Origin of the sequence: Klebsiella sp. BIGb0399 (assembly GCF_003752615.1) — a bacterium.
In the GTDB taxonomy this organism is placed as follows: Bacteria; Pseudomonadota; Gammaproteobacteria; order Enterobacterales; family Enterobacteriaceae; genus Klebsiella; species Klebsiella lignicola.
Genome location: NZ_RKHT01000007.1, coordinates 156,362 through 182,737, shown reverse-complemented (window position 1 = coordinate 182,737; position 26,376 = coordinate 156,362). Strand labels below are relative to the sequence as shown.

The following is a 26,376-nucleotide window of genomic DNA, read 5'->3' as shown; positions in this document are numbered from 1 at the left end:
CCAGCCTGGCGGATCATGCTATTCCGGGAGGCTGGCGGTCTGGTTCCACCGGCCTCTCGCGGAAGCCGCGCGGCGACACGCCGGTACTGCGGCGAAAGAAACGCGAAAAATAGGTCGCGTCGCTGAAGCCAAGGTAATCCGAGATTTGGCTCACCGTCATGCTGGTGTACAGCAGGCTGCGCTTGGCCTCAAGCAGCAGACGCTGATGCAGAACGCTCAGCGCGCTGCAACCATAAAACTCCCGACACAGGGTGTTGAGATGCGCGCCGGACATCGCAATCTGGCTGGCGTAATGGGCAATCTGAAAATGTTCGCGGTAGTGGCTTTCCACCAGCTGATTAAAACGCCGAATAACGGCGCGCTTACGCTCCACCTTATCGCTCACCTCCGGACGGGGCAGCGCCTGGCGATTCAACCACACCATCAGCGCGCTCAACTGTGAATAGAGCATCATGTCCCGGGCATCGTTGTCCGCCTGGCACTCCTGATGAAGGGTGTGAAACAGGGAATGAATTTGCCATCCTGACTCGCCAACCGGCAGACAGGCCGGCTGATTGAGCACCTGCAAAGACCGGCCAAACTGCTGTTCAAACTGCGCGACCAGGGGGGTAGCAAGCGACAGTGAAAAGCCTTCGGTTCCGGATGAAAAACGAAAGCCGTGCACGCACAGCACCGGGATTATCTGAATACAGGCATCGCTAAAATGGTGGGTCATCCCTTCGATCTCGATCTCGCCCTGCCCCTTATGAATATAAAGCAGCTGGATCAGATCGGTATGCTGGTGCGCCTGAATACTCCAGTCATACAGGCTGCTGCGGCTCTGGATCGATTCGCAGTGCAGCAGATCCGGCGTGGTCCAGTGCCGGTTTTCGCCGTACAGTTTAAAAACCGGAATGTGGTTAACCTGGTTCATGATGCCTCCATCAACATCGTCACGCTTCCCCTCACCCGGCGGTGAGGGGAAAGTGGATCGGGTTCAGCGGGACGGCATCGCCGCCGCGCGGATCAGCCGGGTCTCCTGAGAAATAATCAGCTGCTCAGACGCGCTTAAATAGGCCGCGAAATCCGGATGCGTATCGCGCAGGGCGCTGCGGCGCTCATACTCGCTCAGGCTCTCGTATCCCCACAGGTGCACAAACTGATTCTGCGGGCCGACAAGGCTGGTGTAGAACCCCAGCGGCTGGCCCAGCGTATCCAGCAGCACCGGCATCGCCAGGCGATGAAACACCTCCAGAAACTCGCCCATCTTGCGCAAGCGGATGGTATAGATCCGATGATCCACTATCGGCATCGTGTTCATTTGGCCTCCTGAGTCTGGTGCGTTGGCCACCCCAGCGGACCAAAACGATCGTACGGTTTCGGCCATGGCGCCGGTACCCCCAGCGCGATCGCCGCATGAATGGGCCAGTTTGGATCGTCCAGCAGACCGCGGCCAATCGCCACCAGATCCGCGCGCTGCTCATCAATGATGGCCTCCGCCTGCGCGGCTTCGTAGATCAGCCCCACCGTAATGACCACCGCGTCGGGAAGCGCCGCTTTCACCGCTTGCGCGAAAGGCACCATATAGCCGGGCTGGTCGGCGGGCGGTTGCTGGTTATAGATGTTATAGCCGCCAGAAACATGAAGATAATCATAGCCAAGCTGGTGTAGCTCACGTGCAAACTGCACCGCTTCATCCAGCAACAGCCCCCCTTCGGCAAACTCGCCGCCGTTAAAGCGCACGCCCAGCAGACGGTTTTTCGGCCAGGCATCGCGTAACGCCCGGGCGACCCGCAGCGGGAAGCGCAATGCGGTTTTCAGCGCTGCCGCCATACTGGTCATCACGCTGATTACTGAGCGGCGATAAAAACTGATTCAGCAGATACCCGTTCGCCGCGTGCAGTTCGACAAAGTCCACGCCGGCCTCCAGCGCCCGCTGCGCCGCCTCGACGAAGCCGGCGATGATCCGCGTCATACCGGCTTCGTCCAGCGCCGCCGGCACACGCCAGCCGGGCTTGTACGCAATGGCCGACGGCGCCACGGTCGGCCAGCCGCCTTCGTCATCCGCCAGCGAAGCGCCCTGGTTGCGCCACGGCGGGTTCGTCCCCGCTTTACGCCCGGCATGATTAAGCTGCACGCCGATGGGGGTGTTGCTGTAGGTGCGAATATCCGCGAGCAATTGACCGAGCGCCTGCTGCTGATCGTGGTTCCACAGCCCAAGGCAGCAGGGCGTAATCCGGCCATCGGCGGTCACGCCGTTGGCTTCACAAATCACCATTCCGGCCCCGGAGATCGCTAATCCGCCAATGTGCTGGGCATGCCAGGGCGTGGCGATACCGTCGTCTGACGCTGAATATTGCGACATCGGCGGCACGACAATGCGGTTGGTCAGCGTCAATGGGCCGACCGGTAACGGACTGAAGAGTGTTGACATGGTGTTCTCCAAACTCATGATGCGGCACGCTGCGGCATCGTTTCGGTTTCCCCCAGAGCCGTCAGGCTGCAGGCGGCGATATAGCCAAAGGTGGCGGCAGGGCCAAGGGTGATCCCCGCTCCGGGATAGCTTCCCCCCATAATGCTGGCCATCTCATTCCCCGCGGCGTACAGCCCCGGAATGGCGATCCCCTGGTTATCCAGCACCTGGGCGTTGGCATCGGTTTTCAGCCCATGGAAGGTGCCGAGGTCGCCCATAAACATCTTCACGGCATAGAACGGCCCGTGCTCGATCGGAGCCACGCAAGGGTTAGGCTGGTGATTCGCATCGCCAAGGTAGCGGTTATACGCAGATTCGCCGCGGCCAAACTGCGGGTCTTTGCCCTGCCGTGCGGCGGCGTTGTAGGTGGTCACCGTGTTTTCGAGTGCCGCAGGCGGTACCCCGATTTTCTGCGCCAGTTGCTGCAACGTTTTGCCGGCGACCAGATAGCCGCTTTTCAGGTACAGCGACACCGGCAACGGGGCCGGTTTGGCAAAGCCCATCCCGTACTGGCGTAACGCCCGCCGATCGCAGATTTGCCAGGCGAAGGTTTCGGTATCCTCACGGCAGGTTTCCAGCATGGCGATGCCAACATCGTGATAGGAGTCGGCCTCGTTGCAGAAGCGAACTCCATGGCGGTTAACCATGATAAAACCCGGCTTATAGCGGTCGACGAGGTGCGGAAAGACATATTCCCGACGCCCGATGTTCACTTTCGAGGCCGGGATCCACGCCGCTCCATGGCGGTAGCTATCATCAAAGCGGGCGCCGATGCGTTCCGCCATCGCGATGCCATCGCCGGTATCCACGCCCGGCGGGGTGGGCGAGAGCTGGCTCCCGCCGCGCCGGACGTGCGGATAACTCTTTTTCAGCCGCGGTTCATCGCGCGCAAACCCGCCGCTGGCCAGCACCACTCCGCGTCTGGCATACAGCGCGATGCGTTCCCCTTGATGCTCAACCATGACGCCGCGGACCACGCCCTGCTCCACGATAAGATCTTTTGCCGCCACGCCGGTATGAATCGGGATGCCGAGATCCAGCGCCGAGCAGGCCAGCCGGGCCACCACCGCATTACCGCCGTTTGCCGTGACGCCGCGTCCATAGCGGGCCAATTCCAGCAGATGGCGGCTCAGGCGTTTCGCGACGTAGATAAACGAGGTCAGGGAACGGGTCGCATTGAAAAAGTGCTTCAGATCGTTATTCGATGAGCTGAACATCATGCCCATGAAGGTGATGGTGCGCAGAGGCTTACGCAAACGGCGCATTGCCGGGCCAAGCGCGCGAATATCAAAGGCTTCCGGTACTACCGAGCGCCCGCGCATCACGCCGCCAGGTGCATCGGGGTGGTAGTCCGGGTACTGATAGAGGTTGCAGCGAAAGCGGCTCTTTTCCTCCAAAAAGCGCAGCATTTGCGGACCATGGCGTAAAAATGCCTCCACCATCTCCGGGCGGTAGCTCTCCCCCGCCTCGCCCTGCAGATAGGTACGGGCCGCCTCCTGGCTGTCTTCGATCCCCTGCTGACGCGCCAGGTGATTATCGGGGATCCACAGCACGCCGCCGGAAAAGGCCGTGGTCCCGCCGAACACCCGATCTTTTTCAATGACCTGTACATCCAGCCCCTTCAGACCGGCGGTGACGGCGGCGGAGAGACCGCCAACGCCGCTGCCGACCACCAGAACATCGCATTCGCGAACGAGAAGTTCTCCGGCCATCAGCACTCTCCCCTGGATTGCACAGCACGCAAACCGGCGTCAGCACGAGCGTTCGGGTTTTTCATAGGGTACCTCGCAGATGAATGATCTAAATTGTCGATTTATTGTTTTAAATTTGTTTCATTTGCATTTTTGACATCTCACCGGGGAAAAAGAAGGTCACTTTCTCGCCAAAACATGCACTTTTGAAAAATTGCGCAGAAGTGTGCCGGGCTTCAAATTTCTCATCCGAAAACGCTACGTTGGGGGACAAACATCATTCCGACCGAGCTCACAAGATGAGGATCTTGCACTTGCGCGGCAGAAACGTTTACTGCCGAATAAATGCCCCGTCATCCTCTGGAGATAGCCCTTATGCAGCAGAGTCACCCCACTCAGAGCCAGCGCCATGCCTGCTAACGGCCTCCGCCAGCGGGAGCTGCCAAACTATGCGCTGTACGGCGCCGAGGCCGCGCAATCCTCCGTCGATATCGTGCATCACGAGCGCATTCCATCGCGCGCGGGCCGCTTTGACTTCGATATCACGCCCCACTTTCATGACACGTTAATTCAGGCGCTGTATGTGACGCACAGCAGCGGCGAGGCCACCATCGACGGTAAGGTCTGGGCCTTTAACGCGCCGTGCCTGATCGTCGTACCGGCCCGCTCGGTCCACGGCTTTCGCTTTTGCAAAAATGTCGATGGCCACGTGATGACGGCGGCCCAGTCGGCTATCGAATCCGTCGCCATCACCGTGGCGCCTGAACTGCTGACCTTCGTGCGAACGCCGGCGGTGCTGACCGTCGATCCCGCAAGCCGCTGCGGCGAACCGCTGGAGACGCTGTTTGAGGCCATCGGCCGGGAAGCCGAGCGCCCCGAGCGCTGGCAGTTCACCGCCGGACTGGCGCTGGCGATCACCCTGTTTGTCCAGATCGCCCGTCTCAGCGAGAAGGCCCGGCTGGCGGGCAACCCGGCACGCGCGGCGCTTGCCGCGCGTATCGAGCGCTTTCGCACGTTGCTTGATGAGCGCTGCCGCACGCGTCGTCCGGTTGCCAGCTATGCCAACGCCATGGGCGTCACTCCCGGCCAGCTGACGCGGATTTGTCGCGAAGCCTTCGGCATTTCGGCGATTGAAGCCATCGACCGGCGGGCGATCCACGAAGCCAAAAGGCTGCTCGGCTATTCATCCTTCAGCGTGAAGCAGATAGCCGGCGAGCTGGGCTTTCGTGACGAGGCCTATTTTGGCCGCTTCTTCCGCAAGCAGACCGGCTTGCGCCCCACCGAATACCGCATCAAGGAGCAGAGCCGGCTGTCGCTTTACTCCCCGAACGACGCTGACGAACCGTAACCGCCGCCGGAACCCGGCGGTGGCTGGAGCGACTTAGTCAGGGCGTTTGCTTAAGCGCACAAACAGATGTTCCGGCCCGGAGTTGGTCAGGTTATTGCCGCGCACATACTGAATGGGCCGTTGCGGATCGAAGGTTATCTCCCCCACTTTTTGCGCCACCAGCCTGCTCGCTATCAATGTTTCGAGCTTCGCCAGCGGCTGGCCGAGACATTTGTGGATGCCGTTGCCAAAGCCAAGATGCCCGTTGGTGTCGCGGTCGATATCGAAGGTGTCGCCGTCAGGGAATTTCCGGCTGTCGCGATTGGCGGCGGACAACAGCAGGCGCACCACCGCCCCTTTCGGCAGCGTCACACCCGCGATTTCAGTCGCTTCGGTGGTGATACGACTCACCCGCTGCACCGTGCCGCGATAGCGAGCCACCTCCTCAACAAAGCGCTCGGCATCGTCAAGGTTGTCGCGGATCCGGCCCACCAGTTGCGGCTGTTCGGCAAACATCCGGAAGGCGTTGGCCACCAGAATAGTGGTCGTGTCATGCCCGGCGATAAACACGAAGGCGCACAGTTCGGTGGACTCTTTTTCAGAGAGCAGCCCCTCTTTCCACATACGGGCAATATGGCCGCCGATAGACTGGCTGTTGCTGAGGTACAGGCGCTCCATCGCTGCCTTAAGATAGGCGAAGAAAGCTTTCGCACTCTGCTCGTCCGTACCGGTTCCCGGCGCGTTTCGGGCCAGACGGCCGAAGTAGCTGAAGGTTTCATCGGACCAGAACTTCATCTTATCTTCGTCTTCGTTGGGCACGTCGATCAGCGCTGAAATCGTGGCGATACTGAGCGGAATAGCAAACTCCTCCACCACGTCGCCTCCGCCTTTGGCAATCAGGTTATCGATCAGCACTTCGGCGCGTCGCTCGATCTCGGCGATAAACGGCTCCAGCGACAGCGGCATAAACGAAGGCTGAACCACCTTCCGCAACCGCGAGTGGGCCGGGGAGTCGAAGAGCGTCAGGAAGGTCAGCGGCGGCGGGCTGACGACTTCCGAGGAGAACAATTTCGGATTACGAATCGCCTGATACACATCTTCGTAGCGCGAGAGGAACCAGACGTCGGAGGTCGCCGACTGGCAGCGCAGGACCGGCGCGTGTTCACGCATCCAGCGATAGTGTTCGTAGGGATCGCCCTGATAGCCATCGTCCACCACCTTAAACGGCGCCAGTTCCGGAGGCCACTCCAGCTCATGGGAATAGGCCGGCATGGCGAGGGCCGCAAACGGACAGCGCGCCGGTTCCGGTTCTGGTTCCGCCACCGGAGGCAACGGTGTCGTTTTCACCGCAGCAGGCGCGCTGGCGGCAGGCGTCATCTGCTCCAGCGCCCGGCTCATAGTCGCTCGTGAGTGCAGTGCGTGCTGCGCCAGCACGTTGCGCGCCGCGTTGAGATCGTCGTATTCAAATGCCGCCACCAGATCCCGGTGCTGCTGAACGATGTCCCCCACAATCTCGATGGTGTTGGTCAGCGCCCGGCCGATGTAATCCTGAATGGCGAGCTGTTTGTAGAGCGCGATGAGTAAGGCATTCTTTGACGCTTCAATAAGAAACATGTGGAAGGCGTGGTTCGCCTCGCTATAGCGCGCCACATCGATAAACCGCCGTCCGGAGACCCACGGGGCCATCGCCTCCGCCAGCCGGCGGAAGGTCATGAGCTGTTCCGCAGAGAGGCGTCCCATCGTCAACTGTACCGCACCAAGCTCCAGTGCCAGACGCAGGTCGAAGGCGTTATCCACATCGACCGGGGCGATCGGCGCTTCACCCGTCTGGGCCACGACCGCGCTCCCGGCGAATTTCTCATAGTAAAAGTTGCGCGGCGTTAACTCGCGCGACGAGAGATATGAGCGCACGGCGTCCACCATCGGCGGCGGCCCGCAGAGGTAAATATCCACATCACCCTCGTTGAGCTGCTGCCCGGTGATATGTTGCGTGACATAGCCTTTATGGGGATAGCTGCTGTCCGGGTCCGCCACAGTACAGAGGAAGCTGAAGTTCGGCAGGCGGCTGGCGTATTCTTCCAGCGCCGCGATTTCGACGAGGTCCTCATCCCTGGTCACGCCAAAGATCAGATGCACCGGCTGTTCGCCGGGACCGTCCTCAACCATTTTATCCAGCATTGACAAGAACGGCGCGAGGCCGGTCCCTCCCGCGAGGAACAGTACGGGACGCTCGATCGCCCGAAGGTAGAAGCTGCCCATCGGCCCCTGCAACGTAATGGCATCGCCAATGCGCGCCTGTTCACGGACCCAGGTCGACATCAACCCCTGCGGTACGTTGCGGATCAGGAATGAGACCTCGTCTTTCGACGGGCCAGAGCTGAAGGAATAGGAGCGCGTCTGGTCGCTACCGGGAACCGTAACATTGACGTACTGGCCGGGTAAAAAGCTCAGCGCCTGGCGATCGTCCAGCGCGACGGAGAAGGTCAGCGCCGTGGCCGAGATTTGCTGGCTGGCGGTTACCCGCCCTTGATAAACGGCATCGCTGGCGCCCGACATCCCGGAGGCGGCAGCGATGTTCACCACGCAGTCGCTGGAGGGGTGCATTTGGCAGGTCAGCACCCGGCCGGCAGCCACTTCTTGCGCTGAAAGCGCGTCGTCGACATAGTCCCCGTGCTGGTACTGACCGGATTCGCAGGTTGACTTGCAGGTGCCACAGACGCCGTCACGGCAGTCGAGTGGGATATAGATTTTCGCTCTCAGGGCGGCATCCGCAACGGACTCTCCCGCACGGCATTCTATGGACTGCGTCGCTCCGTCGTCGAAGCGAAGGGTAATGTGATGCGTCATCTCGTTTATCCTTCAGGTCAGTAGCAGTTTGACAGGCCATCGGTTCCGCAAGCCGGAACCTTGAGCTTCATAAAATGCCGGATGCCATTTGGGATCAACGGACAGAGATGACATAAAACAGGACAAAACAGGCATCACACCGAGTTAGCGGCGGAGGTCACATTCCGAAAGGGCGTCGTGATATTGCCTGACTCCGGGTTCAGGCCGGCGTCAGGGCAGCAGAGAAATGTCGGGATAAAGCGCGGTATAGCGTTGATTCAGAGCGAATCGTACAGCTCGCGATAGGCTTCAGTCAGGTTTTCCAGCGTGGCGCGATTGAGCCCGCTGGGGTTTGGCAACACCCATACTTGCGTGGCATCGATGATGACCGACTGCTTTCCCCAGCGCGCGCCGCGCACCTGAAAGGCTTTCTCAAAAGCCTGTTTGCCGAGGATCGCCAGCGCTCGCGGCTGATACTGTTCCATTTTCAGGGTGAGCTCCCGCCCGCCGCTGCGAAACTCCTGCAACGCCACTTCGCTGGCCTGCACCGTCGGGCGTTCCACCAGCATCGTGATACCGCAGCCGGTATCGAGCAGATGCTGCTCCTCTTCCGGCGCCAGCAGGCGCTCGGTAAATCCGGCCTGGTGAATCACCTTCCAGAAGCGATTGCCCGGATGGGCAAAATGAAAGCCGGTATGCGCGGAGGACTTCCCGGGGTTGATGCCACAGAAGACTACCCGCAGGTCCGGAGCCAGAATATCGTTGATCATCTTTTCACCCACTCAATACCGAAAAGGTGATTATAAAGGATTGAAAATGCGTTGTTTATAAAATCAGCAGCCGTGCGTTTTACGCTGGATTGCGCTTGCCAGTTACTTTATAATCCCTCGCCACGGCCCCTTAGCTCAGTGGTTAGAGCAGGCGACTCATAATCGCTTGGTCGCTGGTTCAAGTCCAGCAGGGGCCACCAGACACCGCAAGGGCTGGCGAGAAATCGCCGGCCCTTGTGCTTTTTAGCGTTTCGCACTGCCACCACACCAGTTAACGCCCGCCAACAGGCCATTAAAGGACTGTCGCTGCCCACGGAACACCATTACATTTCGCCCCTTTCATTTTGAAGGCGATACGATGGATTTCAGAAAGGTCATGATTTTGGCTTTGGTTGCGGGGTGGTTTTCGGTTTCGGCTAACGCAAGCGTGTTTCCCGCTTCAAGCGGTCCGGTGCTGGCGTGTGGCGCCGACGGGGGCCAGCATTATCAGGTGGATGTGACGCTGTTCCCGAAAACACTGCGGGTAAACGGTACATTTCTGGAGCTGCAGTCATCGACGGATGCCAATGACGGTTTTAAAGTCGGCATCTACAAGCAAACGGGCGGCCTTGAGAACGCCATGCTGGCGGTGAAAGCAGGTTTTAAGCCGGTGCTGATAGAACACAACGCGACCTACGTGTGCGGTTAGAAACCGCCGCCATCGTCACTGAAGCCATCCGCAGACAGGTAAAAATAAAAGGAGCGCCGTTAATAACGGTTCGCTCCTTTTTTATACCTTATACGCTGAACAGCACGGTCATGAATGGGCGGTTGAAACGCTCAACTCACACCAGTTCCCGCAGCTGCTCCCGCATGTAGGAAGAGAAGAACTCAGGGTTTTTAATAATGAGACGGTCACCAGATGCGATCTTATCTGCCCATCCGGCCACTTTTTCCGTGAACCCGGCGTTCCATCCCTCCTGCTGACCTCGCGCCATCACGTCGTCGGCACTTGCCGGAACACCTAACTCATTCAAATACTTTAAAATGCCTTTAGCTGTGCTTTCATCCATTGAAGGCGGAGCCGGTTCTGATGTGTTCATACCACCAATAAAATCTAATGCTTTATCTATCGCTGTTGGCATGCTCTTATCCTTAAAATTAACCATGTGATGAACATGTTTATACTATGGACCCAAGTTCGCCGGGATATCAAAGAGAACGTTGCCTTTATTTGATTCAGCCCTCATTCAAACGTTTGCATGGCGGTTTTCTGCGCACTTAAAACGCTCGTTTGCGCACTAACTGGCGCGCCGCGCGGGCGTCAGGTCAACGATGAGTCCTGGTTTTTACGCTTGAACTGGCTGGCGTCGATATCGTACTGCTTCATCTTGCGCCACAACGTCGTGCGCCCGATATTGAGCAGGCTGGACATCTCCTGCACCCGGCCACTGGTGACGCGGGCGGCATGAATAATTGCCTCTTTTTCGATGGCGCTGAAGGTCAGGCTGGCGGGTAAGAGCGGCGACGCGCTGTCGCTGCTGCCCAGACGCTCGGAGAAGAGATATTCCGGCAGGTTGCTCAAGCGGATATGGCCGTTATCGCTGCTGATGGCGATATTTTCAATAATGCTGTTGAGCTCAAAATCATTGCCCGGCCAGGAGTAGTTCACCAGCTGCGCCAGGGCGTCGTCGTCCACTTTCAGGCGCGATGAAAAACGCCGCTCCAGACTGCGCAGACGGTTATGCACCAACGCGGAAATACTGCTGCGTCGCGACCGCAGCGGCGGAATGGCAATCTCAAACGAGTGCAACGCATAGTAGAGCTGGCGGCTAAAGCGGTTCTGCTCCACCAGGTTGGCGAGGTCGACGGTGGTGGTGGCGATCACTTTCACATCCACTGGGATCAGCCGGCGGGCATCGAGCCGGGTTAACACCCCCTGCTTAATCACCTGCAACAGCACGGACTGCAGTTCCGGCGCCAGGTACTCGATTTTTTCCAGGAATAAGGTCCCGCCGCTGGCCAGCTCCAGGCGGCTCAGACGGCCGTTTTGATCATCGGTCGGCGCGCTGCCCATAAAATCCTGCCCCAGCACGTTGTCGGCATACAGCTGGCAGTTAACCGCAATATACGGGCCGCCCGCCCGTTCACTTTCATTATGAATCGCCTGGGCGATCAGCTCTTTCCCGACGCCCTCTTCGCCGCACAGCAGAACCGGGAAAGCGCCGCGTGCGGCCTGCCGGCCAAAATGTATCAGCCGCCGCGTTTGCGGATCGTCCGCAGACATCTGCTCGAACGTATGGCTCACTTTGCCCAACTGGCTGGTCATCAGCTGACGCAGCTGCTCCACCGGATGCAGCAGCAGAATAAAGCTGTTGCCCTGCGCTTCGACAATCGGCTTGAGGGTAATCACGGCGTCGATAAACTGATGCTGACTCTCAAACGTCACTTCCGCATGATTCAGCGCCCGCGCGTGCTTAATGGCCCGACGCAGCAGCGCCGGCAGCATCACCAGGTCGTGAATATTTTTCCCCTGGCTGGCCTGCGCATCCAGATGCAGGAGCCTCGCGGCCTGGACGTTAATAAACTGCAGCACCCCTTGCTCATTCCACGCCATCACCCCGTCGTCCATGCTTTCCAGCAGGCCGTACATCTGGTTGAGGTGGCGATTGGATTCGGCGAGCAGGCTGTCGGTGAGCAGTGAATTCCCCACCTCCCGGGCAATCGCGAGGGTCAGGGACAAATCAGAAGCCGCCTGCTGTTCGCGCAGACAGCACAGCGAAATGGAGCCAAACAGGCGCCCGTGATTATCAAACACCGGCGTCGAGCTAAATGACCAGTCGTGCAGCGCCTGTTTAAAATGTTGATCGCCGGAGGTTCTCACCGGCTGTCCCAGCATCGAAGCCAGCGACAGCGCGCAGCTGCCGATAATGCTTTCGGCGCAATAGCTGCCGTCGAGGAACCCTAGCGTTTCCAGCTGCGCCAGCGTCTGCGCTTCACCGCAGCGGCTGAGAATACAGGCGGACTCATCCAGAATGAACAGCGCGCAGGGGCGGCCGTCCATAAATTCCCAGGCATCTTCCAGCGCGGCCTGGCCGATAGTCAGCAACGCGGTTTTACGCCGACAGATCGACTCAAACGTCAGCCCCTGCGCCTGATGCGGCGCCTGCCAGGTGTCCCGCTGCATAAACCGGCTGCAACGATGCCACGACTGGCCAATTACGGAAGATGCTGATTGTGAAGAATCCTGAGTCTGCGCCGCCATGTCCCTTTCCACTGTTGACCAATAGACAACCCCTCCGGCAGAGACTGCCGGAGGGGAGAAACGTCCTTCACGTTCAGACCACGCGTTCGCGTAACCTTAACGCGCCAGCCACTGCTGACCGAGCAGGTCGGCCGTCATAATCGCGGCATAGACGTTATCAGGCGCCACGGCAAAAGGCATGTTATGGATGGTTTCACCTTCCGCACAGGTCGCTTTCGCCACCGCCTGAATTTTCCCTTCAATGCCCTCTTTCACGCCCATCTGCGCCAGCGTCACCGGCAGCCCCACTTTCTGACAGAAGCCCAGCACCGTCTCAATCTCTTCCATCGGGCTGTTTTGCAGCACCAGTTGAGCCAGGGTGCCAAAGGCGACTTTCTCGCCGTGGTACAGATGGTGGCACTCTTCCAGAATGGTGAAGCCGTTGTGAATAGCGTGCGCCGCCGCCAGGCCGCTGCTTTCAAAGCCTATGCCGCTGAGGTAGGTGTTGGCTTCGACAATGCGCTCCAGCGCATCGGTTACGACGCCGGCCTGGGCCGCCAGACGCGCTTTTTCGCCTTCCGCCAGCAGCGTATCATAGCACAGGCGGGCCAGGCTCAAGGCCGCCGCCGTGGACTGGCCGCCGGCCATGCTGGTAGCCCTGGCATCAAAACAGGCCTTCGCTTCAAACCAGGTGGACAGCGCATCGCCCATCCCCGCCACCAGCAGACGCACCGGCGCTTTGGCGATAATCGCCGTGTCCATCACCACCATATCCGGGTTTTTCGGGTAGATCAGATACTCTTCAAATTCACCGGCTTCGGTGTAAATCACCGACAGCGCGCTGGTTGGCGCATCGGTCGAGGCGATGGTCGGGATCACCACCACCGGCAGCTTCTGGTAGAAGCCGATGGCTTTGGCGGTATCGAGCGTCTTACCGCCGCCAATCCCCACCACGCCGCGGCAGCCGTGCTGCTGCAGAATGGCGATCAGGCGGTTGATTTCCGCATGACTGCATTCGCCGTTAAAGCGTGTGGCATGGCAGCTGAGCCCGTGGTTATGCAGGCCATTAAGCACCTTCTCCCCCGCCAGCTTCATGACGAAGTCATCGGCAATCACGAAAAAACTGTCCGCCAGGTTTTTGGCATACTGGCCAAACAGCGTGGATGCATCAGGTCCCTGAAGATATTTGGCCGGAGATTGAATAACGTTTAGCATTCCTTTCACCCTCAAATAAGTGCATGTTTTACATGATGTGCCCTGGCGTCATCCCGTTCAGCTTTCGCTAAAAGGCGGGAACGGGAGCATGACCGGAGCGATGCAAACACTGTAGGGCGAGCGGCGAACAAAAAAATTTTTGCCGATTTTGTTCTGATCTGAAACGACGATCGATTTTTAATGTTTCATATTGGAACATGACTGACGAAGAAACGCCGGGATTGCGATCCCGATCGGCCCCTTCAGTCACCAACCGTCACAAAACCACGGACCAGCGGCGGGTGATGTTGCCCTCTGCGGCAAAAAAAACGCCGAAAAAGTCGTCCCGGCCGCCATCCGCCGCCGTGGCGCACGAGGTGAAAAAACTGCCCTGGCTCGCATTTTTCGCATTTCCTCAGCAAAAACGTTCCATTACGGAACGAAAATTAATAATCATGTTCCGTAATGAAACCCGTTTTCGCGGCATTTTTTTTTCCGTTAACTCAGCCAGAATCATCACATCGCCGGTTGTTGTTCCCGCCAGGCGATACCCCTACACGATGACCGCCTCCGTGCGCAGAGAGGCCGCATCGCATCACGTCGACGGAGCATGAATAATGAAAAAACTGATTAACCGTGTCGAAGATGTCCTGAGTGAACAATTACAAGGCCTCGCCAGGGCCCACCCTGAATTAACGCTGCATCAGGACCCGGTCTACGTCACCCGCGCCGATGCGCCGGTGGCCGGAAAAGTCGCGCTGCTCTCCGGCGGCGGAAGTGGACACGAGCCGATGCACTGCGGCTATATCGGCAAAGGGATGCTCTCCGGAGCCTGCCCGGGCGAGATTTTCACCTCGCCGACGCCGGACAAAATGTTCGAGTGCGCCATGAATATCGACGGCGGTGAAGGCGTACTGCTGATCATCAAAAACTACACCGGGGATATCCTCAATTTCGAGACCGCCACCGAGCTGCTGCATGAAAGCGGCGTCAAGGTCACCACCGTGGTGATCGATGACGACGTGGCGGTCAAAGACAGCCTCTACACCGCCGGACGCCGTGGCGTCGCCAACACCGTGCTGATAGAGAAGCTGGTCGGTGCCGCCGCCGAACTCGGCGATTCGCTGGAAGCCTGCGCTGAGTTGGGCCGCCGCCTTAACAACCATGGCCACTCCATCGGCATTGCGCTGGGCGCCTGCACCGTGCCGGCCGCCGGACAGCCGTCGTTTGAGCTACAGGATAATGAGATGGAGTTCGGCGTCGGTATTCATGGCGAACCGGGCATCGACCGTCGCGCCTTCAGTTCTCTCGATCGCACCGTGGATGAGATGTTCGACACCCTGCTGGAGAACGGGAACTACAGCCGTACCCTGCGCCAGTGGGATCACCTGAAAGGCAGCTGGCAGGACGTGCAGCAAAGCAAACAGGCGTTGCAGAAAGGCGACCGCGTCATCGCCCTGGTCAATAACCTCGGCGCGACCCCGTTATCGGAGCTGTATGGCGTATTCAACCGCCTGGCGACACGCTGCGAGGAGCACGGCATCACGATCGCCCGCAGCCTCGTCGGCAGCTACTGCACATCGCTGGATATGGTGGGCTTTTCCATCACCCTGCTGAAAGTCGATGACGCCACGCTGACGTTATGGGACGCCCCCGTTCACACCCCTGCGCTGAACTGGGGCCACTAAGGAGCACGACATGTCACTGAACAGAACGCAAATCGTTAACTGGCTCTATCGCTGCGGCGATACCTTCACCCGCGAGAAAGATTTCCTGACCGGCCTCGATAAAGAGATTGGCGATGCCGACCATGGTCTGAACATGCATCGCGGCTTCAGCAAAGTGGTGGAGAAGCTGCCGTCCATTGCCGATAAAGACATTGGTTTTATTCTCAAGAATACCGGGATGACGCTGCTTTCCAACGTCGGCGGCGCCAGCGGGCCGCTGTTCGGCACCTTCTTTATTCGCGCAGCCCAGGTGACTCAGGCTCATCAGAGCCTGACCCTCGATGAGCTGTATCAGATGATGCGCGAAGGGGCCGAGGGCGTGGTCAACCGTGGCAAGGCAGAGCCCGGCGACAAAACCATGTGCGATGTCTGGTTGCCGGTGGTCGAGTCGCTGCGCCAGTCCGGCGAACAGCACCTGTCGGTGCAACAGGCGCTGGACGTCGCAGCGCAGCAGGCGGAGGAAGCCGTTCGTTCCACCATCACTATGCAGGCCCGCAAAGGCCGCGCCAGCTACCTCGGTGAGCGCAGCATCGGGCATCAGGATCCGGGGGCAACCTCGGTGATGTTGATGATTCAGGAACTGGCGGCAGCCGCCAAAGCGTAAGGATAAGGCGATGGTAAACCTGGTGATTGTATCTCATAGCGCCCGGCTGGGCGAAGGCGTCGGGGAACTGGCCCGGCAGATGTTAATTGGCGATGGCTGCAAGCTGGCGATCGCCGCCGGGATTGACGATCCGCAGAACCCGATCGGCACCGATCCGCTGAAGGTGATGGAGGCGATCGAGTCCGTGGCCGATACCGACCACGTGCTGGTGATGATGGATATCGGCAGCGCCCTGCTCAGCGCCGAGACCGCGCTGGATCTCCTCGATCCGGCCATCGCGGCCAAGGTCCGCCTGTGCGCCGCTCCGCTGGTCGAAGGCACGCTGGCGGCCACGGTCAGCGCCGCCACCGGATCGGATATCGATAAAGTGATCGCCGACGCCATGCACGCCCTGGAAGCCAAGCGCGTGCAGCTGGGGTTACCATCGTCAGCGCAAGAGGTCATTGAGGCTGCGCCCAATGTTGACGATCTGAGCGGGCAGTCCGTCTCGGTGGTGATCAAAAATCACAACGGGCTGCACGTCCGCCCGGCATCGCGTCTGGTGGCGGCCTTAGCCGGGTTCCAGGCGGATCTGGTGCTGGAGAAAGGCGGTAAATGCGTATCGCCGGACAGCATCAACCAGATTGCCCTGCTCCAGGTTCGTTGCAACGATACCTTGCGGCTGCTGGCCCGCGGGCCGGACGCCGAGGCGGCGCTGGCGGCATTTCAGGCGCTGGCGGCAGAAAACTTTGGCGAGCAGCCGGACGCCACGCCCACCGCCCCTGCGCCGGCTGTCGTCCGCGTCCAGGGGAGCGCAATGCGCTACCCGCGCCCTCAGGCCCGGCCGGAGCGGCAAAGCGGCGCGGATATTGCCGATGAGATGCAGCGCCTGAAACAGGCGATCGACCAGACCCTGGCGGATCTCACCGCGCTGACCACGCTGGCGGAAGATCGTTATTCCGCTGATATCGCGGCGATTTTTTCCGGCCACCATACTCTGCTCGACGATCCTGATTTATACGACACTGCCTGCGAGATCATGCGAAATGAGCACTGCGGCGCGGCCTGGGCGTGGTATCAGGTGCTGGTTGATCTTAGCCAGCAATACCGCGATCTGGACGATGCCTATCTGCAGGCTCGCTATATCGATATCGACGATCTGCTGCAGCGTACGCTGCGCCATCTCGCGGGCCACAACGAGGAGCCGCTGCGCCTGCAAGGACCGACGATCCTCATCGCCGACGATATCTTTCCTTCCACAGTCGTGCAGCTGGATCCCCGGCAGGTAAAAGGCATCTGTCTACAGGAAGGCAGCGACCTCGCCCACGGGGCGATTATCGCCCGCCAGGCCGGCATCGCCTTCCTGTGCCAGCAACGTGAAGTGCTGAGCCGCTTTCATGACGGTGAAGCGCTGACGCTGGATGTCACCGGGCAGCGCGTGATGCGCAGCTAAAGGTAAGGTTAAAGTGGCCCCGGGCTACGCTTCTATGTCGTTACCCGGGGAGCGCTCGCAGGAGCAGCGATTACTTGCTGTGCCAGTAGGCCTGAGAGCGCACCAGCTGCGGATCAATCTCATCGTTTTCGAAGCGACCAAGCAGCGATTTGACGACCGCGCCCTCGCCGGTGACCCAGATAAAGTAATCCTCTGGCGGAACGCTCACCTGTGCCAGACGCTCTGCCACGACGGAGGGTTGATGGCCCACCACCCACTCAATATTAAAGCCCTGCAGGTCCGCCAGATAATCCTGGTAAGACACATCGCCGATGGTGACCAGCGCCGTCACCTGCGGGCGCATGGGCAGACGGCTGAGGCCGAGCAGGCGACGGCGCAGTGCCGGCATCCCGGACTCATCACAGACATACAGCTGCCAGGCATAATCTTCCGGCACCACCAGTGAACCTCGCGGCCCGCCAATCACCAGGGTATCGCCCGGTTTGGCCGCCAGCGCCCAGCTGCTGGCAATCCCGCCGTCGTGGATAAAGAAGTCATATGCCAGCTCATGGCGCTCGGCATCGTACAGCGGCGTATAGTCGCGGGTTGCCGGACGCACGCTCTCACCCCAGTTAATGCCTTCATCAGTGACCTGCGGCGGCGTAAACGCGGCGCCGGCTTCGGGGAAAAACAGTTTGGTATGGTCGTCAAACCCCTGGGAAACAAAACCGTCCAGCGCGTCCCCGCCCAGCACAATGCGCTGAAAAGCCGCGCCGATACGCTCTACGCGCAGGACGGTTAGTTCACGGAAACGCAGCTCATTACGAACGCGTTGCGGGTACTGAGTGTTTTTCGTTTTTATCATCATCGATTCGATCGCCTTCGTGAAAAATAGATATATCTAAACATGACCTAAATGATAATGATTGCCATTAAAAAAGAATGCAAGTTATTTTTGATATAGTCGTGACAAAAAGCAAAAAAGTCCAAAACCACAAATAAAAACATTTAAAATCAACAAATTATAAAAATATCAGATCTCATGCTTGCTAATCGTCATTTTTTAGATATAAATTAGATATATCAAAACTAATGAGGAATACACGATGCGACATCATCATGAAGAAGGGCGCGGGCCACGTGGGCACCGCGGCGAACGTGGGGAACACGGCCACAGAGGCGGTGATCATGGCGAGCACGAACGCAGAGGCGGCGGACGCCGTCAGCGTTTCTTTGGTCACGGCGAACTGCGACTGGTTATCCTCGATATCCTGACTCGCAACGCCAGCCACGGCTACGAACTGATTAAAGAGATAGAGACCCTGACTCAGGGTAACTATAGCCCTAGTCCGGGCGTTATCTACCCGACCCTCGATCTCCTGCAGGATCAGGGTCTGATCAGCGTTGAAGAGGAAAATGGCCGCAAGAAAATCGCCATTACCGCCGAAGGCAGCCAGCTGCACGCCGAAAATCTCGAGCAACTGGCTCAAATTCAGGAGCGTTTACAGGCGCGGATGGTCGGCTGTGAACTGCGCAAAAATCCGCAAATGAAGCGGGCGCTGGAGAACTTTAAAGCCGTACTGGATCTGAAAGTGAATCAGCAACCCACCAGCGACGCGCAGCTCAAGCAGATCGTCGCCGTTATCGACCGCGCGGCCATGGAAATTTCTCAGCTCGATTAAGCCCCCTTCTGCCCTCTAATTGGGCAACCTGCACCGCCGCGAAGCACGCGGCGGTATAGCAGCCAGCAGGTTATCAGCTCCTTTCAGGAGTAAAACATGCCAAAAATATCGCCGTGAGATTAAATTCCGCGCATATCCGCTTTCACGCTGCGTTTATCCCGATTTTCAGCGCCTCCACCGAAGTGGCGTAATCCCTGCAATACTTAATTCAGTATCATGTGATACGCCCGCCCCAGGAGCTCACTTTGAACAGGTTACCTTCCAGCGCATCGGCTCTGGCCTGCAGCGCACACGCACTGAATCTCATTGAGAAGCGAACGCTTGATCATGAGGAGATGAAAGCACTTAACCAGGAGGTCAGGGAATACTTTAAAGAGCATGTCAATCCAGGGTTTTTAGAGTACCGAAAATCGGTCACCGCTGGCGGGGATTACGGAGCCGTAGAGTGGCAGGCGGGAGGGTTAAATACGCTTGTCGACACTCAAGGACAAGAGTTTGTCGATTGTCTGGGTGGTTTTGGGATTTTTAATGTAGGGCACCGTAATCCAGTTGTGATTTCCGCCGTCGAGCATCAGCTCGCTAAACAACCTCTTCATAGCCAGGAACTGCTGGACCCACTTCGGGCCATGCTGGCCAAAACGCTGGCGGCATTAACGCCCGGCAAACTGAAATACAGCTTCTTCAGTAACAGCGGTACGGAATCGGTCGAAGCGGCGCTCAAGCTCGCCAAAGCTTACCAATCGCCACGCGGCAAATTTACCTTCGTGGCCACCAGCGGCGCGTTCCATGGGAAATCGCTGGGTGCTCTGTCGGCTACGGCCAAATCAACCTTCCGTAAGCCTTTTATGCCGCTGCTGCCGGGCTTTCGTCACGTGCCGTTTGGCGATATCAACGCCATGCGCACGCTGCTCAGTGAGTGCAAGAAAACCGGTGATGACGTCGCGGCGGTGATCCTTGAACCGATCCAGGGCGAAGGCGGCGTGATCCTGCCGCCTCAGGGCTATCTGCCGGCGGTACGCAAGCTGTGTGATGAGTTTGGCGCACTGCTGATCCTCGATGAGGTGCAGACCGGCATGGGGCGCACCGGCAAAATGTTTGCCTGTGAGCACGAGAACGTTCAGCCGGACATTCTGTGCCTTGCCAAAGCCCTCGGCGGCGGTGTGATGCCAATTGGCGCGACGGTCGCCACCGAAGAGGTGTTCTCGGTGCTGTTCGACAATCCGTTCCTGCATACCACCACCTTCGGTGGAAATCCGCTGGCCTGTGCCGCGGCGCTGGCGACGATCAACGTTCTGTTGACGCAAAATCTCCCGGCACAGGCGGAACAGAAAGGCGAACTGCTGCTGGATGGCTTCCGTCAGCTGTCCCGCGAGTACCCGGATCTGGTGAATGAGGTGCGCGGTAAAGGAATGCTGATGGCGATTGAGTTCGTGGATAACGAAATCGGCTACAGCTTCTCCAGTGAGATGTTCCGCCAGCGCATTCTGGTGGCGGGGACCCTCAACAATGCCAAAACCATCCGCATTGAGCCACCGCTGACGCTGACGCTTGAGCAGTGTGAGCAGGTGCTTAAAGCGGCACGTACAGCATTGGCTGCACTGCGGGTTTCAGTGGAAGAGGCCTGATCGACCCCCTGCCTCTCCGCACACGGGGAGGCAGGTATTTCCGCTTCACGTTTTTCCTTAATCTGCCGGCAGCAGCCCCACAAAACTGCGCTTGTGCCGCGGCTGCGACATCATCTCCTCCAGTTTCTCCACGCAGGCCAGGTAGTGCGGGGTTTTCTTATGCGCCAGCACCGCCGCGTCGTCTTTATAGGCTTCATAGATAAAAAAGCGGGTCTTCACTTCCGGGTCCTGCAGCACGTCAAAACGCAGATTGCCTGGCTCCTGCAGCGCTCCTTCGTGGTTGGCGCGAAAGACGTCGAGAAACTCATCCACCCGCTCCGGCTTGATATTAATCTCCACCAGCGTCACGTTCATTTTAGCTCTCCCTGTTTCTCTTCCTGCCAGAACTGGTACGCCTCGCGGGCGCTGATATTCTCATGGACCACTTTTTTCACCGCTTGCAGCATGGCGCGCGGCGCGCTGGACTGGAAGATATTGCGCCCCATATCCACGCCGGATGCCCCCTGGTCGATTGCCCGCCAGCACATCTCAAGGGCTTCGAGTTCCGGCAGCTTTTTCCCGCCGGCGATCACGATCGGCACCGGACAGCTGGCGGTGACCTTTTCAAACCCCTCTTCGACAAAATAGGTTTTCACAAACTGCGCCCCCATCTCGGCGGCAATCCTGCTGGCTAACGAGAAGTAGCGGGCATCACGGGTCATCTCTTTCCCCACGCCGGTGACTGCCAGCACCGGCATGCCGTAACGGTTCCCGGCGTCCACCAGCCTGATGATGTTGTTGATCGACTGATGCTCATACGGGCTGCCGATATAGACCTGGGCCGCCACCGCGCAGACGTTCAGGCGCAATGCGTCCTCCATCGCTACGGCGACGCACTCATTGGAGAGTTCGCTGAGGATTGAGTTGCCGCCGGATGCCCGCAGCACCACCGGCTTGTTGGTCGCCGCCGGGACCTGGCTGCGCAGCACCCCGCGGGTACACATCAGCACATCGGTTTCATCAAACAACGGGGCGATAGAGAGGTCAATCCGCTCCAGCCCGGTGGTCGGCCCCTGGAAGTAGCCGTGATCGAAGGCCAGCATCACCGTCCGGTTGCTGTGCGGATTAAAGATACGCGCCAGTCGGGACTGCATCCCCCACTCCAGCGAGCCGCAGCCTTTCAACGTATAGAGCGTGTTTTTCTGCGGCCGGTCAAAACCGAAGTCTTTTCCCTCTTTGATATCGTCTAAATCTGCCATCTCATCCTCCCTCAGAAGTCGTAGTTATTGATGTTCTCTTTGGTGAACACCACGCGCTCCGGCAGCAGCACGATCCCGTTGCCTTTCGCTTCATACTGATAACCCTGCACGCTGTTTGGCTCGACCTTCAGCGCCCCGAGATCTTTCACTTCCACACTGTCACCGACGTTAAGATCGCCCTTTTTCAGCAAGCGATCGGCGACGTTGACCGCAATTTTGCCCTGCTGCACCACGTCCCACAGGCCGAAGGCTTTCACCGTGCCGCGCTCAACGTACGGGCGCATCACGTTCGGCGTACTGAAGCCGACGATGGCGACGCCCTGGCGTTTGAGATTTTCTGCCGCCTGTGCGGCGGCCGGCAGCGCGTTGGCGTCCGGGGCAATAATGGCGTCAAGATCCGGGTAGGCTTTTAAGATCCCCTCAGCGGTTTGCAGGGAACGGGTGGCATCGTTATAGCCAAACTGGGTGGTGACAATTTGCCACTCCGGGTGCTCTTTTTCGATTTTGGCTTTTGCCTCTTTCACCCACTGGTTCTGGTCGGTGACCGTAGGGCTGGAGTAGAAAAACGCCACTTTGGCGGCCGGTTTACTCACCTGCTTCCCGGCCATCTCCACCAGCAGGCCACCGAGCTGCTGCGGCGTGCCTTGATTGATATAAATACTGCGGCACTCTGGCTTGGTGTCGGAATCCCAGGTCAACACCTTCACCCCGCGCTGCATCGCCCGCTTCAGCGCCGGACACAGGCCGTCCGGCGACACCGCAGAGACGATAATCGCGTTGTAACCCTGGTTGACGAAGTTATTGATAAGCTGCACCTGACCCGAAACGCTGGGTTCAGTGGGGCCGTCGTAGGTGACATCCACGCCGAGCGCTTTGCCCGCCTCTTTCGCGCCGTTGCCGCCGCTGGTAAAGAAGCCGACGCCAACCAGCTTAGGAATAAAAGCGATGCGGTCTGCCGCCTGGGCGGTGGCTACGCTCATCGCGATCGCGAGGGCACTGATGTGCAAGAGATGTTTAGCTTTCATTTTATGCTCCGAGTGAGTTATGCGCGTGAAACACGTCGCCAGGCCATCCGCAGCCATTCACGGTGCAGGCTCAGCGAGCGCCCCATCACCACCACAACCAACAGCGCCCCTGACAGCGCGCTCGACACCTGGTTGGGGATGCCGACCATCTGTAAACCCTGTTGCAGATACCCCACCAGCAGTGCCGCCAGTGCCGTACCGAGGATCGAACCGGACCCACCGTAGATATTCGCCCCGCCGAGCACGGCGGCAGTGAGGGCCGGCATCAGCAGGTCGCGGCCGAGATCCGAGCGCGCCGAGCCGAAGTAGGAGACCAGAATCAGCGCCGCTATCGCCGACGCCACCCCCACCAGGCCATACAGCACATACGGCATGCCGTTCACCGACAACGCCGCATAGCGCGCGGCCCGGGGGTTTTGTCCCAGCAAAAAGAGGTGACGGCCAAAGCGCCCGCGGTGGGCCAGCAGCCAGAAGAAAAAGCTCAGCACCGCAAACAGCACCAGCGGTAACGGCAGCGGAAGCCCGGGCAGCGTCAGGTTAGCAAAGGCGGTAAAGCTGTCCGGGAAACCGCCAATCCCTTCATAACCGGTCGCCCCTGCCATCCCGGAAAGCAGCAGCGCCGCACCGCCGTAGAGGTACAGCGTGCCGAGGGTGATCACCAGCGGGCTGATGCCGGTGTAGTGAATCAGTGCTGCGTTAAGCAGGCCGCACAGCAGCCCCACCACGAGGGTCAGCGGGATCGCCAGCGCCATCGGCCAGCCCGCCTGCATCATCACCCCGAGGGCAATGGCGCACAGGCCAATGGTGGAGCCCAGCGAAATATCGATCCCGCCGCTGATGATCACCAGCGTCAACGGCAGCGCGACGATACCGATACAGATAAAATCGCTGGTGCTGAACAGCAGCATGTTGATGTCCAGCATCCGCGGGTTGATCGCGCCAAACAGCAGGATCTCCAGCACCAGTAACAGCAGCAGCGCGCATTCCCAGTTGAGTTTCATCTACGCCACCTCTTTGTTCTTACGGTTGGTGAACGGGGTGACGTGCTTTCCCCCTTTGTTACCGGGCTGAAAGCGGCTGTACTTCAGCGCCCGCTGATGACGCGCCAGCGCCTGGCGCAGCCGTCCGTCGAGCACCAGCACGCCCAGCAGCACCAGACCGGCGATAAAATCGTTCCACCACGCCGGCAGCCGAAGCAGCACCAGCACGGTATCGATTTGCGTCAGGAAAAAGGCGCCGAGGAAAGCGCCCACCAGCGTGCCGGTTCCGCCCAGCAGCGAGATCCCGCCGAGGACGCAGGCGGCGATGGCTTTCATCTCCAGCCCGCTGCCGGTCTGGTTAGGGACAAAACCGATCTGCGCGGCAAAGACGATCCCGGCGCAGGCCGCCAGCATGCCGTTCAGGGTGAACGCCAGCATGCGCGTGCGATTCACCGCCACGCCGAGCTGACGCGCGGCGGCCAGGTTGTCGCCCACGGCGTAGAAGTCACGGCCAAACGCAGTGCGCGCCAGCAGCCACGCGCCTACCAGCAGGAGCCCCAGCACCAGCCAGCCCAGCGGCGAGACGCCGATAAACAGCGGCTCCGACAGCGACTTCAGGCTATCGGGCAGCCCCTCGATCCACTTGCCGCCGGTCCACAGCAGCATCACCCCGCGATACAGCCCCAGGGTTCCCAGGGTGGCGACAATCGCCGGAATACGCAGCCCCACCACCAGCAGGCCGTTAAACGCCCCGGCCAGGGCGCCAACCGCCAGCGAAAAGCCGATGGCCAGCGCCAGGTCATAGCCGGCGTTGAGCGCGGCACCGACCGCAATCGCGCTCAGGCCGACGGTCGAACCGACGGAAACATCAATATTGCGGGTCAGCATCACCAGCGTGGCCCCCAGCGCCAGCAGGCACAGGATTTGCGAACTGGCAAAGATCATCGCCAGAATCTGCAGGCTGAACCAGGCCGGGTTGAGGGCGATCAGCAGCGCAAACAGCGCCAGAATTGCCAGCAGCGCGCTGAGCTCGCGGTTTCTGAGTAACGTTTTCATGACTCTCCTCCAAAGGCCAGGGTCATCATGCGATCGACGGTCACCGCCGGCCGGAGCAGTTCACCGCTCTGCCGGCCCTGATGCATCACCAGTACCCGGTCGGCCAGCCCGACAAACTCATCGAGATCGCTCGATATCATCAGCACCGCCACGTTTTGCGCGGCGACGCTTTTCAGCAGCTGGTAGATGTCGGCCCGGGCAGAAACGTCGACGCCGCGCGTGGGTTCATCGACGATCAGCAGCAGCGGGTTGGCCTCCAGACAGCGGGCCAGCAGCACCTTCTGTTGATTGCCGCCGGAGAGCGTCCGCACGGTCTGCTCGCTATGATTCAGTTTGATGCCCAGCGCCCGGTGGTAGCGCTCCACCACCGCCGCTTCGCGCTGGCGCTGCTGCCACCACGATGGCTGGTTGAACATCACCGTGTTCCAGCGTACCGGCGCATCGAGAAACAGCCCGGACACCTGCCGGTCCTCGGGCAAATAGACCAGCCCGCTGGCCAGCCGCTGGCGGGTGCTGTCGCGGCTGACATCGCGGTTCTCCAGCCACACGCGCCCGGCCCGCGACGCACGCAGCCCGTACAGCGTTTCGGCAAATTCGGTGCGCCCGGATCCCACCAGCCCGGCCAGGCCGACGATCTCGCCGGCGTGGATCTCCAGACTGAGATCGATAAACCCTTCGCCGGTCAGATCCTCCACCCGCAGCACCGGAAAATCCTGCGGTTGAGTACGGCGGTTGCCCGGCAGCGCCAGCCACAGCTTCTGCGAATCGCTCAGATCGTGCTGGCGGTCGGCCGGCGTCATCGCGCTAATCAGCTGGGCGTCGCTGTATGCCGCCGTTTCACCGCTCAGCACCACCGCGCCGTCCCGCATCACCGAGATATGGCTGGCGATCTGGCGGATCTCCGGCAACTTATGCGAGATAAAAACGATACCGACGCCGAGATCCTGTAGCGCGCGGATCTGACGAAACAGGCGATCCGTCTCGCCCGGGGTCAGCGAAGCCGTCGGTTCATCGAGGATCAGGATCTGCGCATCGCGCATCAGGCCGCGCAGGATCTCCACCATTTGCTGATCCGCCACCTCCAGCGTGCCGGCTGCCGCCTCCAGATTGATCTGGCAGTTCAGCTGCTGCAGCTTCTCCTGCAAACGTTCGCCGTTTTCGGGCCGTCTCGGCAGGCGGAAAAGAATGTTCTCGCGCACCGTCAGGTTGGGAAACAGCATCGGCTCCTGAGGCACCAGGTAAATCCCTAACTGGTGAGCCAGCGCCGGATTGAGGCGCGAAAATGTGCGGCCGCCGAGCGTCAGTTCACCGTCATCAGGCGTTTCGACCCCGGCGATAATCTTCATCAGCGTCGATTTCCCCGCGCCATTGCCGCCCATCAGCGCATGCACCTGGCCGGAAAAGAGCGTGAAATCAATGCCCTTCAGCACGGCGATGCCGGAGAACTGTTTGCGGATCTGGCGGGCTTCAAGCAATGGCTTCATTGTCACGCCTCGTATGAACAAATGATTTTTTAATTTAATAATGTTCAAAAGCGTAGACCGT

At 59.5% G+C, this 26,376-nt stretch carries 22 protein-coding genes, 1 tRNA gene and 3 pseudogenes; 9 read left to right on the top strand and 17 right to left on the bottom strand.

The features are described from left to right. Positions 1–13 precede the first annotated feature (13 nt). The 4 genes and pseudogenes from EDF82_RS15445 to EDF82_RS15430 form a co-directional block, all read right to left on the bottom strand. Positions 14–913 carry a helix-turn-helix domain-containing protein gene (locus EDF82_RS15445; RefSeq protein WP_123756412.1) on the bottom strand — a complete coding sequence of 300 codons (900 nt, stop codon included), beginning with the start codon at positions 911–913 and terminating at the stop codon, positions 14–16. Between the two features lie 63 nt (positions 914–976). After that, a complete protein-coding gene (locus EDF82_RS15440; RefSeq protein ID WP_123756411.1) occupies positions 977–1,300 on the bottom strand; it encodes an NIPSNAP family protein in 324 nt (107 codons plus the stop codon). Further along, positions 1,297–2,413: pseudogene (locus EDF82_RS25665) on the bottom strand (NADH:flavin oxidoreductase/NADH oxidase). Before EDF82_RS25665 ends, EDF82_RS15440 begins: the two are co-directional and overlap by 4 nt. A 14-nt stretch (positions 2,414–2,427) precedes the next feature. Then, entirely contained in the window at positions 2,428–4,164 is a 1,737-nt protein-coding gene (locus EDF82_RS15430; protein WP_123756410.1) for an FAD-dependent oxidoreductase, read from the bottom strand. Positions 4,165–4,552: 388 nt separating this feature from the next. Here EDF82_RS15430 and EDF82_RS15425 point away from each other — a divergent pair, with 388 nt between their 5' ends. Beyond that, the gene (locus EDF82_RS15425) at positions 4,553–5,491 is read left to right on the top strand and encodes a helix-turn-helix domain-containing protein (protein ID WP_123756409.1); all 939 of its coding nucleotides are present in this window, start codon (positions 4,553–4,555) and stop codon (positions 5,489–5,491) included. Positions 5,492–5,524: 33 nt separating this feature from the next. On the opposite strand, the gene EDF82_RS25470 is transcribed toward EDF82_RS15425, so the two are convergent. The 3 genes and pseudogenes from EDF82_RS25470 to mug all read right to left on the bottom strand — a co-directional run bounded on the left by EDF82_RS25470 (position 5,525) and on the right by mug (position 9,066). After that, positions 5,525–7,267, bottom strand: coding sequence for a cytochrome P450 (locus EDF82_RS25470; RefSeq protein WP_227540142.1), 1,743 nt, complete (start codon positions 7,265–7,267; stop codon positions 5,525–5,527). A 33-nt stretch (positions 7,268–7,300) separates the two neighbouring features. After that, positions 7,301–8,317: pseudogene (benC, locus tag EDF82_RS25465) on the bottom strand (benzoate 1,2-dioxygenase electron transfer component BenC); the annotation flags it as partial. A 257-nt stretch (positions 8,318–8,574) separates the two neighbouring features. Further along, positions 8,575–9,066 (bottom strand): G/U mismatch-specific DNA glycosylase, encoded by a 492-nt coding sequence (gene mug / locus EDF82_RS15415; RefSeq protein ID WP_123756407.1) that lies wholly within the window; start codon positions 9,064–9,066, stop codon positions 8,575–8,577. A gap of 124 nt (positions 9,067–9,190) precedes the next feature. Here mug and EDF82_RS15410 point away from each other — a divergent pair. Continuing rightward, a tRNA-Ile gene (locus tag EDF82_RS15410) sits at positions 9,191–9,266 on the top strand. A gap of 158 nt (positions 9,267–9,424) precedes the next feature. Then, positions 9,425–9,754, top strand: a complete 330-nt coding sequence (locus EDF82_RS15405) for a hypothetical protein (RefSeq protein WP_123756406.1) — start codon at positions 9,425–9,427, stop codon at positions 9,752–9,754. Between the two features lie 136 nt (positions 9,755–9,890). Here EDF82_RS15405 and EDF82_RS15400 read toward each other — a convergent pair whose 3' ends face one another. From EDF82_RS15400 to EDF82_RS15390, 3 genes are all read right to left on the bottom strand, one after another. Beyond that, on the bottom strand, positions 9,891–10,190 hold the full coding sequence (locus tag EDF82_RS15400; protein WP_217426887.1) for a DUF1889 family protein: 300 nt from the start codon (positions 10,188–10,190) through the stop codon (positions 9,891–9,893). A gap of 179 nt (positions 10,191–10,369) precedes the next feature. Continuing rightward, positions 10,370–12,310, bottom strand: a complete 1,941-nt coding sequence (gene dhaR, locus EDF82_RS15395) for a dihydroxyacetone kinase operon transcriptional regulator DhaR (protein WP_123756404.1) — start codon at positions 12,308–12,310, stop codon at positions 10,370–10,372. A gap of 96 nt (positions 12,311–12,406) precedes the next feature. Continuing rightward, positions 12,407–13,504, bottom strand: a complete 1,098-nt coding sequence (locus tag EDF82_RS15390; RefSeq protein ID WP_123756403.1) for a glycerol dehydrogenase — start codon at positions 13,502–13,504, stop codon at positions 12,407–12,409. Between the two features lie 197 nt (positions 13,505–13,701). Here EDF82_RS15390 and EDF82_RS25175 point away from each other — a divergent pair, with 197 nt between their 5' ends. The 4 genes from EDF82_RS25175 to dhaM are packed head-to-tail and all read left to right on the top strand — an operon-like array spanning position 13,702 to position 17,246. After that, entirely contained in the window at positions 13,702–14,097 is a 396-nt protein-coding gene (locus tag EDF82_RS25175; RefSeq protein WP_148060397.1) for a hypothetical protein, read from the top strand. A 3-nt stretch (positions 14,098–14,100) separates the two neighbouring features. Next, a complete protein-coding gene (gene dhaK / locus EDF82_RS15380) occupies positions 14,101–15,171 on the top strand; it encodes a dihydroxyacetone kinase subunit DhaK (protein WP_123756402.1) in 1,071 nt (356 codons plus the stop codon). A 10-nt stretch (positions 15,172–15,181) separates the two neighbouring features. Further along, positions 15,182–15,814 (top strand): dihydroxyacetone kinase subunit DhaL, encoded by a 633-nt coding sequence (gene dhaL, locus EDF82_RS15375; RefSeq protein ID WP_123756401.1) that lies wholly within the window; start codon positions 15,182–15,184, stop codon positions 15,812–15,814. A gap of 10 nt (positions 15,815–15,824) precedes the next feature. After that, positions 15,825–17,246: a dihydroxyacetone kinase phosphoryl donor subunit DhaM gene (gene dhaM, locus EDF82_RS15370; RefSeq protein ID WP_123756400.1), complete on the top strand. Its 1,422-nt coding sequence runs from the start codon at positions 15,825–15,827 to the stop codon at positions 17,244–17,246. Positions 17,247–17,316: 70 nt separating this feature from the next. On the opposite strand, the gene EDF82_RS15365 is transcribed toward dhaM, so the two are convergent. Next, positions 17,317–18,093: a siderophore-interacting protein gene (locus EDF82_RS15365; protein ID WP_187042369.1), complete on the bottom strand. Its 777-nt coding sequence runs from the start codon at positions 18,091–18,093 to the stop codon at positions 17,317–17,319. Positions 18,094–18,331: 238 nt separating this feature from the next. On the opposite strand from EDF82_RS15365, the gene EDF82_RS15360 reads away from it, so the two are divergent. Together EDF82_RS15360 and ygjG are read left to right on the top strand one after the other, a co-directional pair. Then, positions 18,332–18,907, top strand: coding sequence for a PadR family transcriptional regulator (locus tag EDF82_RS15360; protein ID WP_123756399.1), 576 nt, complete (start codon positions 18,332–18,334; stop codon positions 18,905–18,907). 245 nt (positions 18,908–19,152) lie between these two features. Continuing rightward, positions 19,153–20,532 carry a putrescine aminotransferase gene (gene ygjG, locus EDF82_RS15355; protein WP_123756398.1) on the top strand — a complete coding sequence of 460 codons (1,380 nt, stop codon included), beginning with the start codon at positions 19,153–19,155 and terminating at the stop codon, positions 20,530–20,532. 57 nt (positions 20,533–20,589) lie between these two features. On the opposite strand, the gene lsrG is transcribed toward ygjG, so the two are convergent. The 6 genes and pseudogenes from lsrG to lsrA all read right to left on the bottom strand — a co-directional run bounded on the left by lsrG (position 20,590) and on the right by lsrA (position 26,315). Then, a complete protein-coding gene (gene lsrG, locus EDF82_RS15350; RefSeq protein WP_123756397.1) occupies positions 20,590–20,886 on the bottom strand; it encodes a (4S)-4-hydroxy-5-phosphonooxypentane-2,3-dione isomerase in 297 nt (98 codons plus the stop codon). Next, the gene (gene lsrF, locus EDF82_RS15345) at positions 20,883–21,770 is read right to left on the bottom strand and encodes a 3-hydroxy-5-phosphonooxypentane-2,4-dione thiolase (protein WP_123756396.1); all 888 of its coding nucleotides are present in this window, start codon (positions 21,768–21,770) and stop codon (positions 20,883–20,885) included. The genes lsrG and lsrF overlap by 4 nt, the downstream gene beginning before the upstream one ends. An 11-nt stretch (positions 21,771–21,781) precedes the next feature. Further along, positions 21,782–22,795 carry an autoinducer 2 ABC transporter substrate-binding protein LsrB gene (gene lsrB, locus EDF82_RS15340; protein WP_123756395.1) on the bottom strand — a complete coding sequence of 338 codons (1,014 nt, stop codon included), beginning with the start codon at positions 22,793–22,795 and terminating at the stop codon, positions 21,782–21,784. A 1-nt stretch (position 22,796) separates the two neighbouring features. Next, positions 22,797–23,796: pseudogene (gene lsrD, locus EDF82_RS15335) on the bottom strand (autoinducer 2 ABC transporter permease LsrD). Next, positions 23,797–24,831: an autoinducer 2 ABC transporter permease LsrC gene (gene lsrC / locus EDF82_RS15330; protein ID WP_123756393.1), complete on the bottom strand. Its 1,035-nt coding sequence runs from the start codon at positions 24,829–24,831 to the stop codon at positions 23,797–23,799. Then, entirely contained in the window at positions 24,828–26,315 is a 1,488-nt protein-coding gene (lsrA, locus tag EDF82_RS15325; RefSeq protein ID WP_123756392.1) for an autoinducer 2 ABC transporter ATP-binding protein LsrA, read from the bottom strand. Before lsrA ends, lsrC begins: the two co-directional genes overlap by 4 nt. Positions 26,316–26,376: the final 61 nt, after the last annotated feature.

Bases quoted from the DNA above. Each gene is read 5' to 3' on its own strand.
- EDF82_RS25175 (WP_148060397.1), top strand. From the start codon at position 13,702: ATGACTGACGAAGAAACGCCGGGATTGCGATCCCGATCGGCCCCTTCA.
- lsrC (WP_123756393.1), bottom strand. From the start codon at position 24,831: ATGAAAACGTTACTCAGAAACCGCGAGCTCAGCGCGCTGCTGGCAATT.
- EDF82_RS15445 (WP_123756412.1), bottom strand. From the start codon at position 913: ATGAACCAGGTTAACCACATTCCGGTTTTTAAACTGTACGGCGAAAAC.
- lsrF (WP_123756396.1), bottom strand. From the start codon at position 21,770: ATGGCAGATTTAGACGATATCAAAGAGGGAAAAGACTTCGGTTTTGAC.
- EDF82_RS15440 (WP_123756411.1), bottom strand. From the start codon at position 1,300: ATGAACACGATGCCGATAGTGGATCATCGGATCTATACCATCCGCTTG.
- lsrG (WP_123756397.1), bottom strand. From the start codon at position 20,886: ATGAACGTGACGCTGGTGGAGATTAATATCAAGCCGGAGCGGGTGGAT.
- EDF82_RS15360 (WP_123756399.1), top strand. From the start codon at position 18,332: ATGCGACATCATCATGAAGAAGGGCGCGGGCCACGTGGGCACCGCGGC.
- EDF82_RS15405 (WP_123756406.1), top strand. From the start codon at position 9,425: ATGGATTTCAGAAAGGTCATGATTTTGGCTTTGGTTGCGGGGTGGTTT.
- EDF82_RS15400 (WP_217426887.1), bottom strand. From the start codon at position 10,190: ATGCCAACAGCGATAGATAAAGCATTAGATTTTATTGGTGGTATGAAC.
- lsrA (WP_123756392.1), bottom strand. From the start codon at position 26,315: ATGAAGCCATTGCTTGAAGCCCGCCAGATCCGCAAACAGTTCTCCGGC.
- EDF82_RS15365 (WP_187042369.1), bottom strand. From the start codon at position 18,093: ATGATGATAAAAACGAAAAACACTCAGTACCCGCAACGCGTTCGTAAT.
- mug (WP_123756407.1), bottom strand. From the start codon at position 9,066: ATGATCAACGATATTCTGGCTCCGGACCTGCGGGTAGTCTTCTGTGGC.
- lsrB (WP_123756395.1), bottom strand. From the start codon at position 22,795: ATGAAAGCTAAACATCTCTTGCACATCAGTGCCCTCGCGATCGCGATG.
- dhaL (WP_123756401.1), top strand. From the start codon at position 15,182: ATGTCACTGAACAGAACGCAAATCGTTAACTGGCTCTATCGCTGCGGC.
- dhaK (WP_123756402.1), top strand. From the start codon at position 14,101: ATGAAAAAACTGATTAACCGTGTCGAAGATGTCCTGAGTGAACAATTA.
- EDF82_RS15425 (WP_123756409.1), top strand. From the start codon at position 4,553: ATGCCTGCTAACGGCCTCCGCCAGCGGGAGCTGCCAAACTATGCGCTG.
- dhaM (WP_123756400.1), top strand. From the start codon at position 15,825: ATGGTAAACCTGGTGATTGTATCTCATAGCGCCCGGCTGGGCGAAGGC.
- EDF82_RS15390 (WP_123756403.1), bottom strand. From the start codon at position 13,504: ATGCTAAACGTTATTCAATCTCCGGCCAAATATCTTCAGGGACCTGAT.
- dhaR (WP_123756404.1), bottom strand. From the start codon at position 12,310: ATGGCGGCGCAGACTCAGGATTCTTCACAATCAGCATCTTCCGTAATT.
- EDF82_RS15430 (WP_123756410.1), bottom strand. From the start codon at position 4,164: ATGGCCGGAGAACTTCTCGTTCGCGAATGCGATGTTCTGGTGGTCGGC.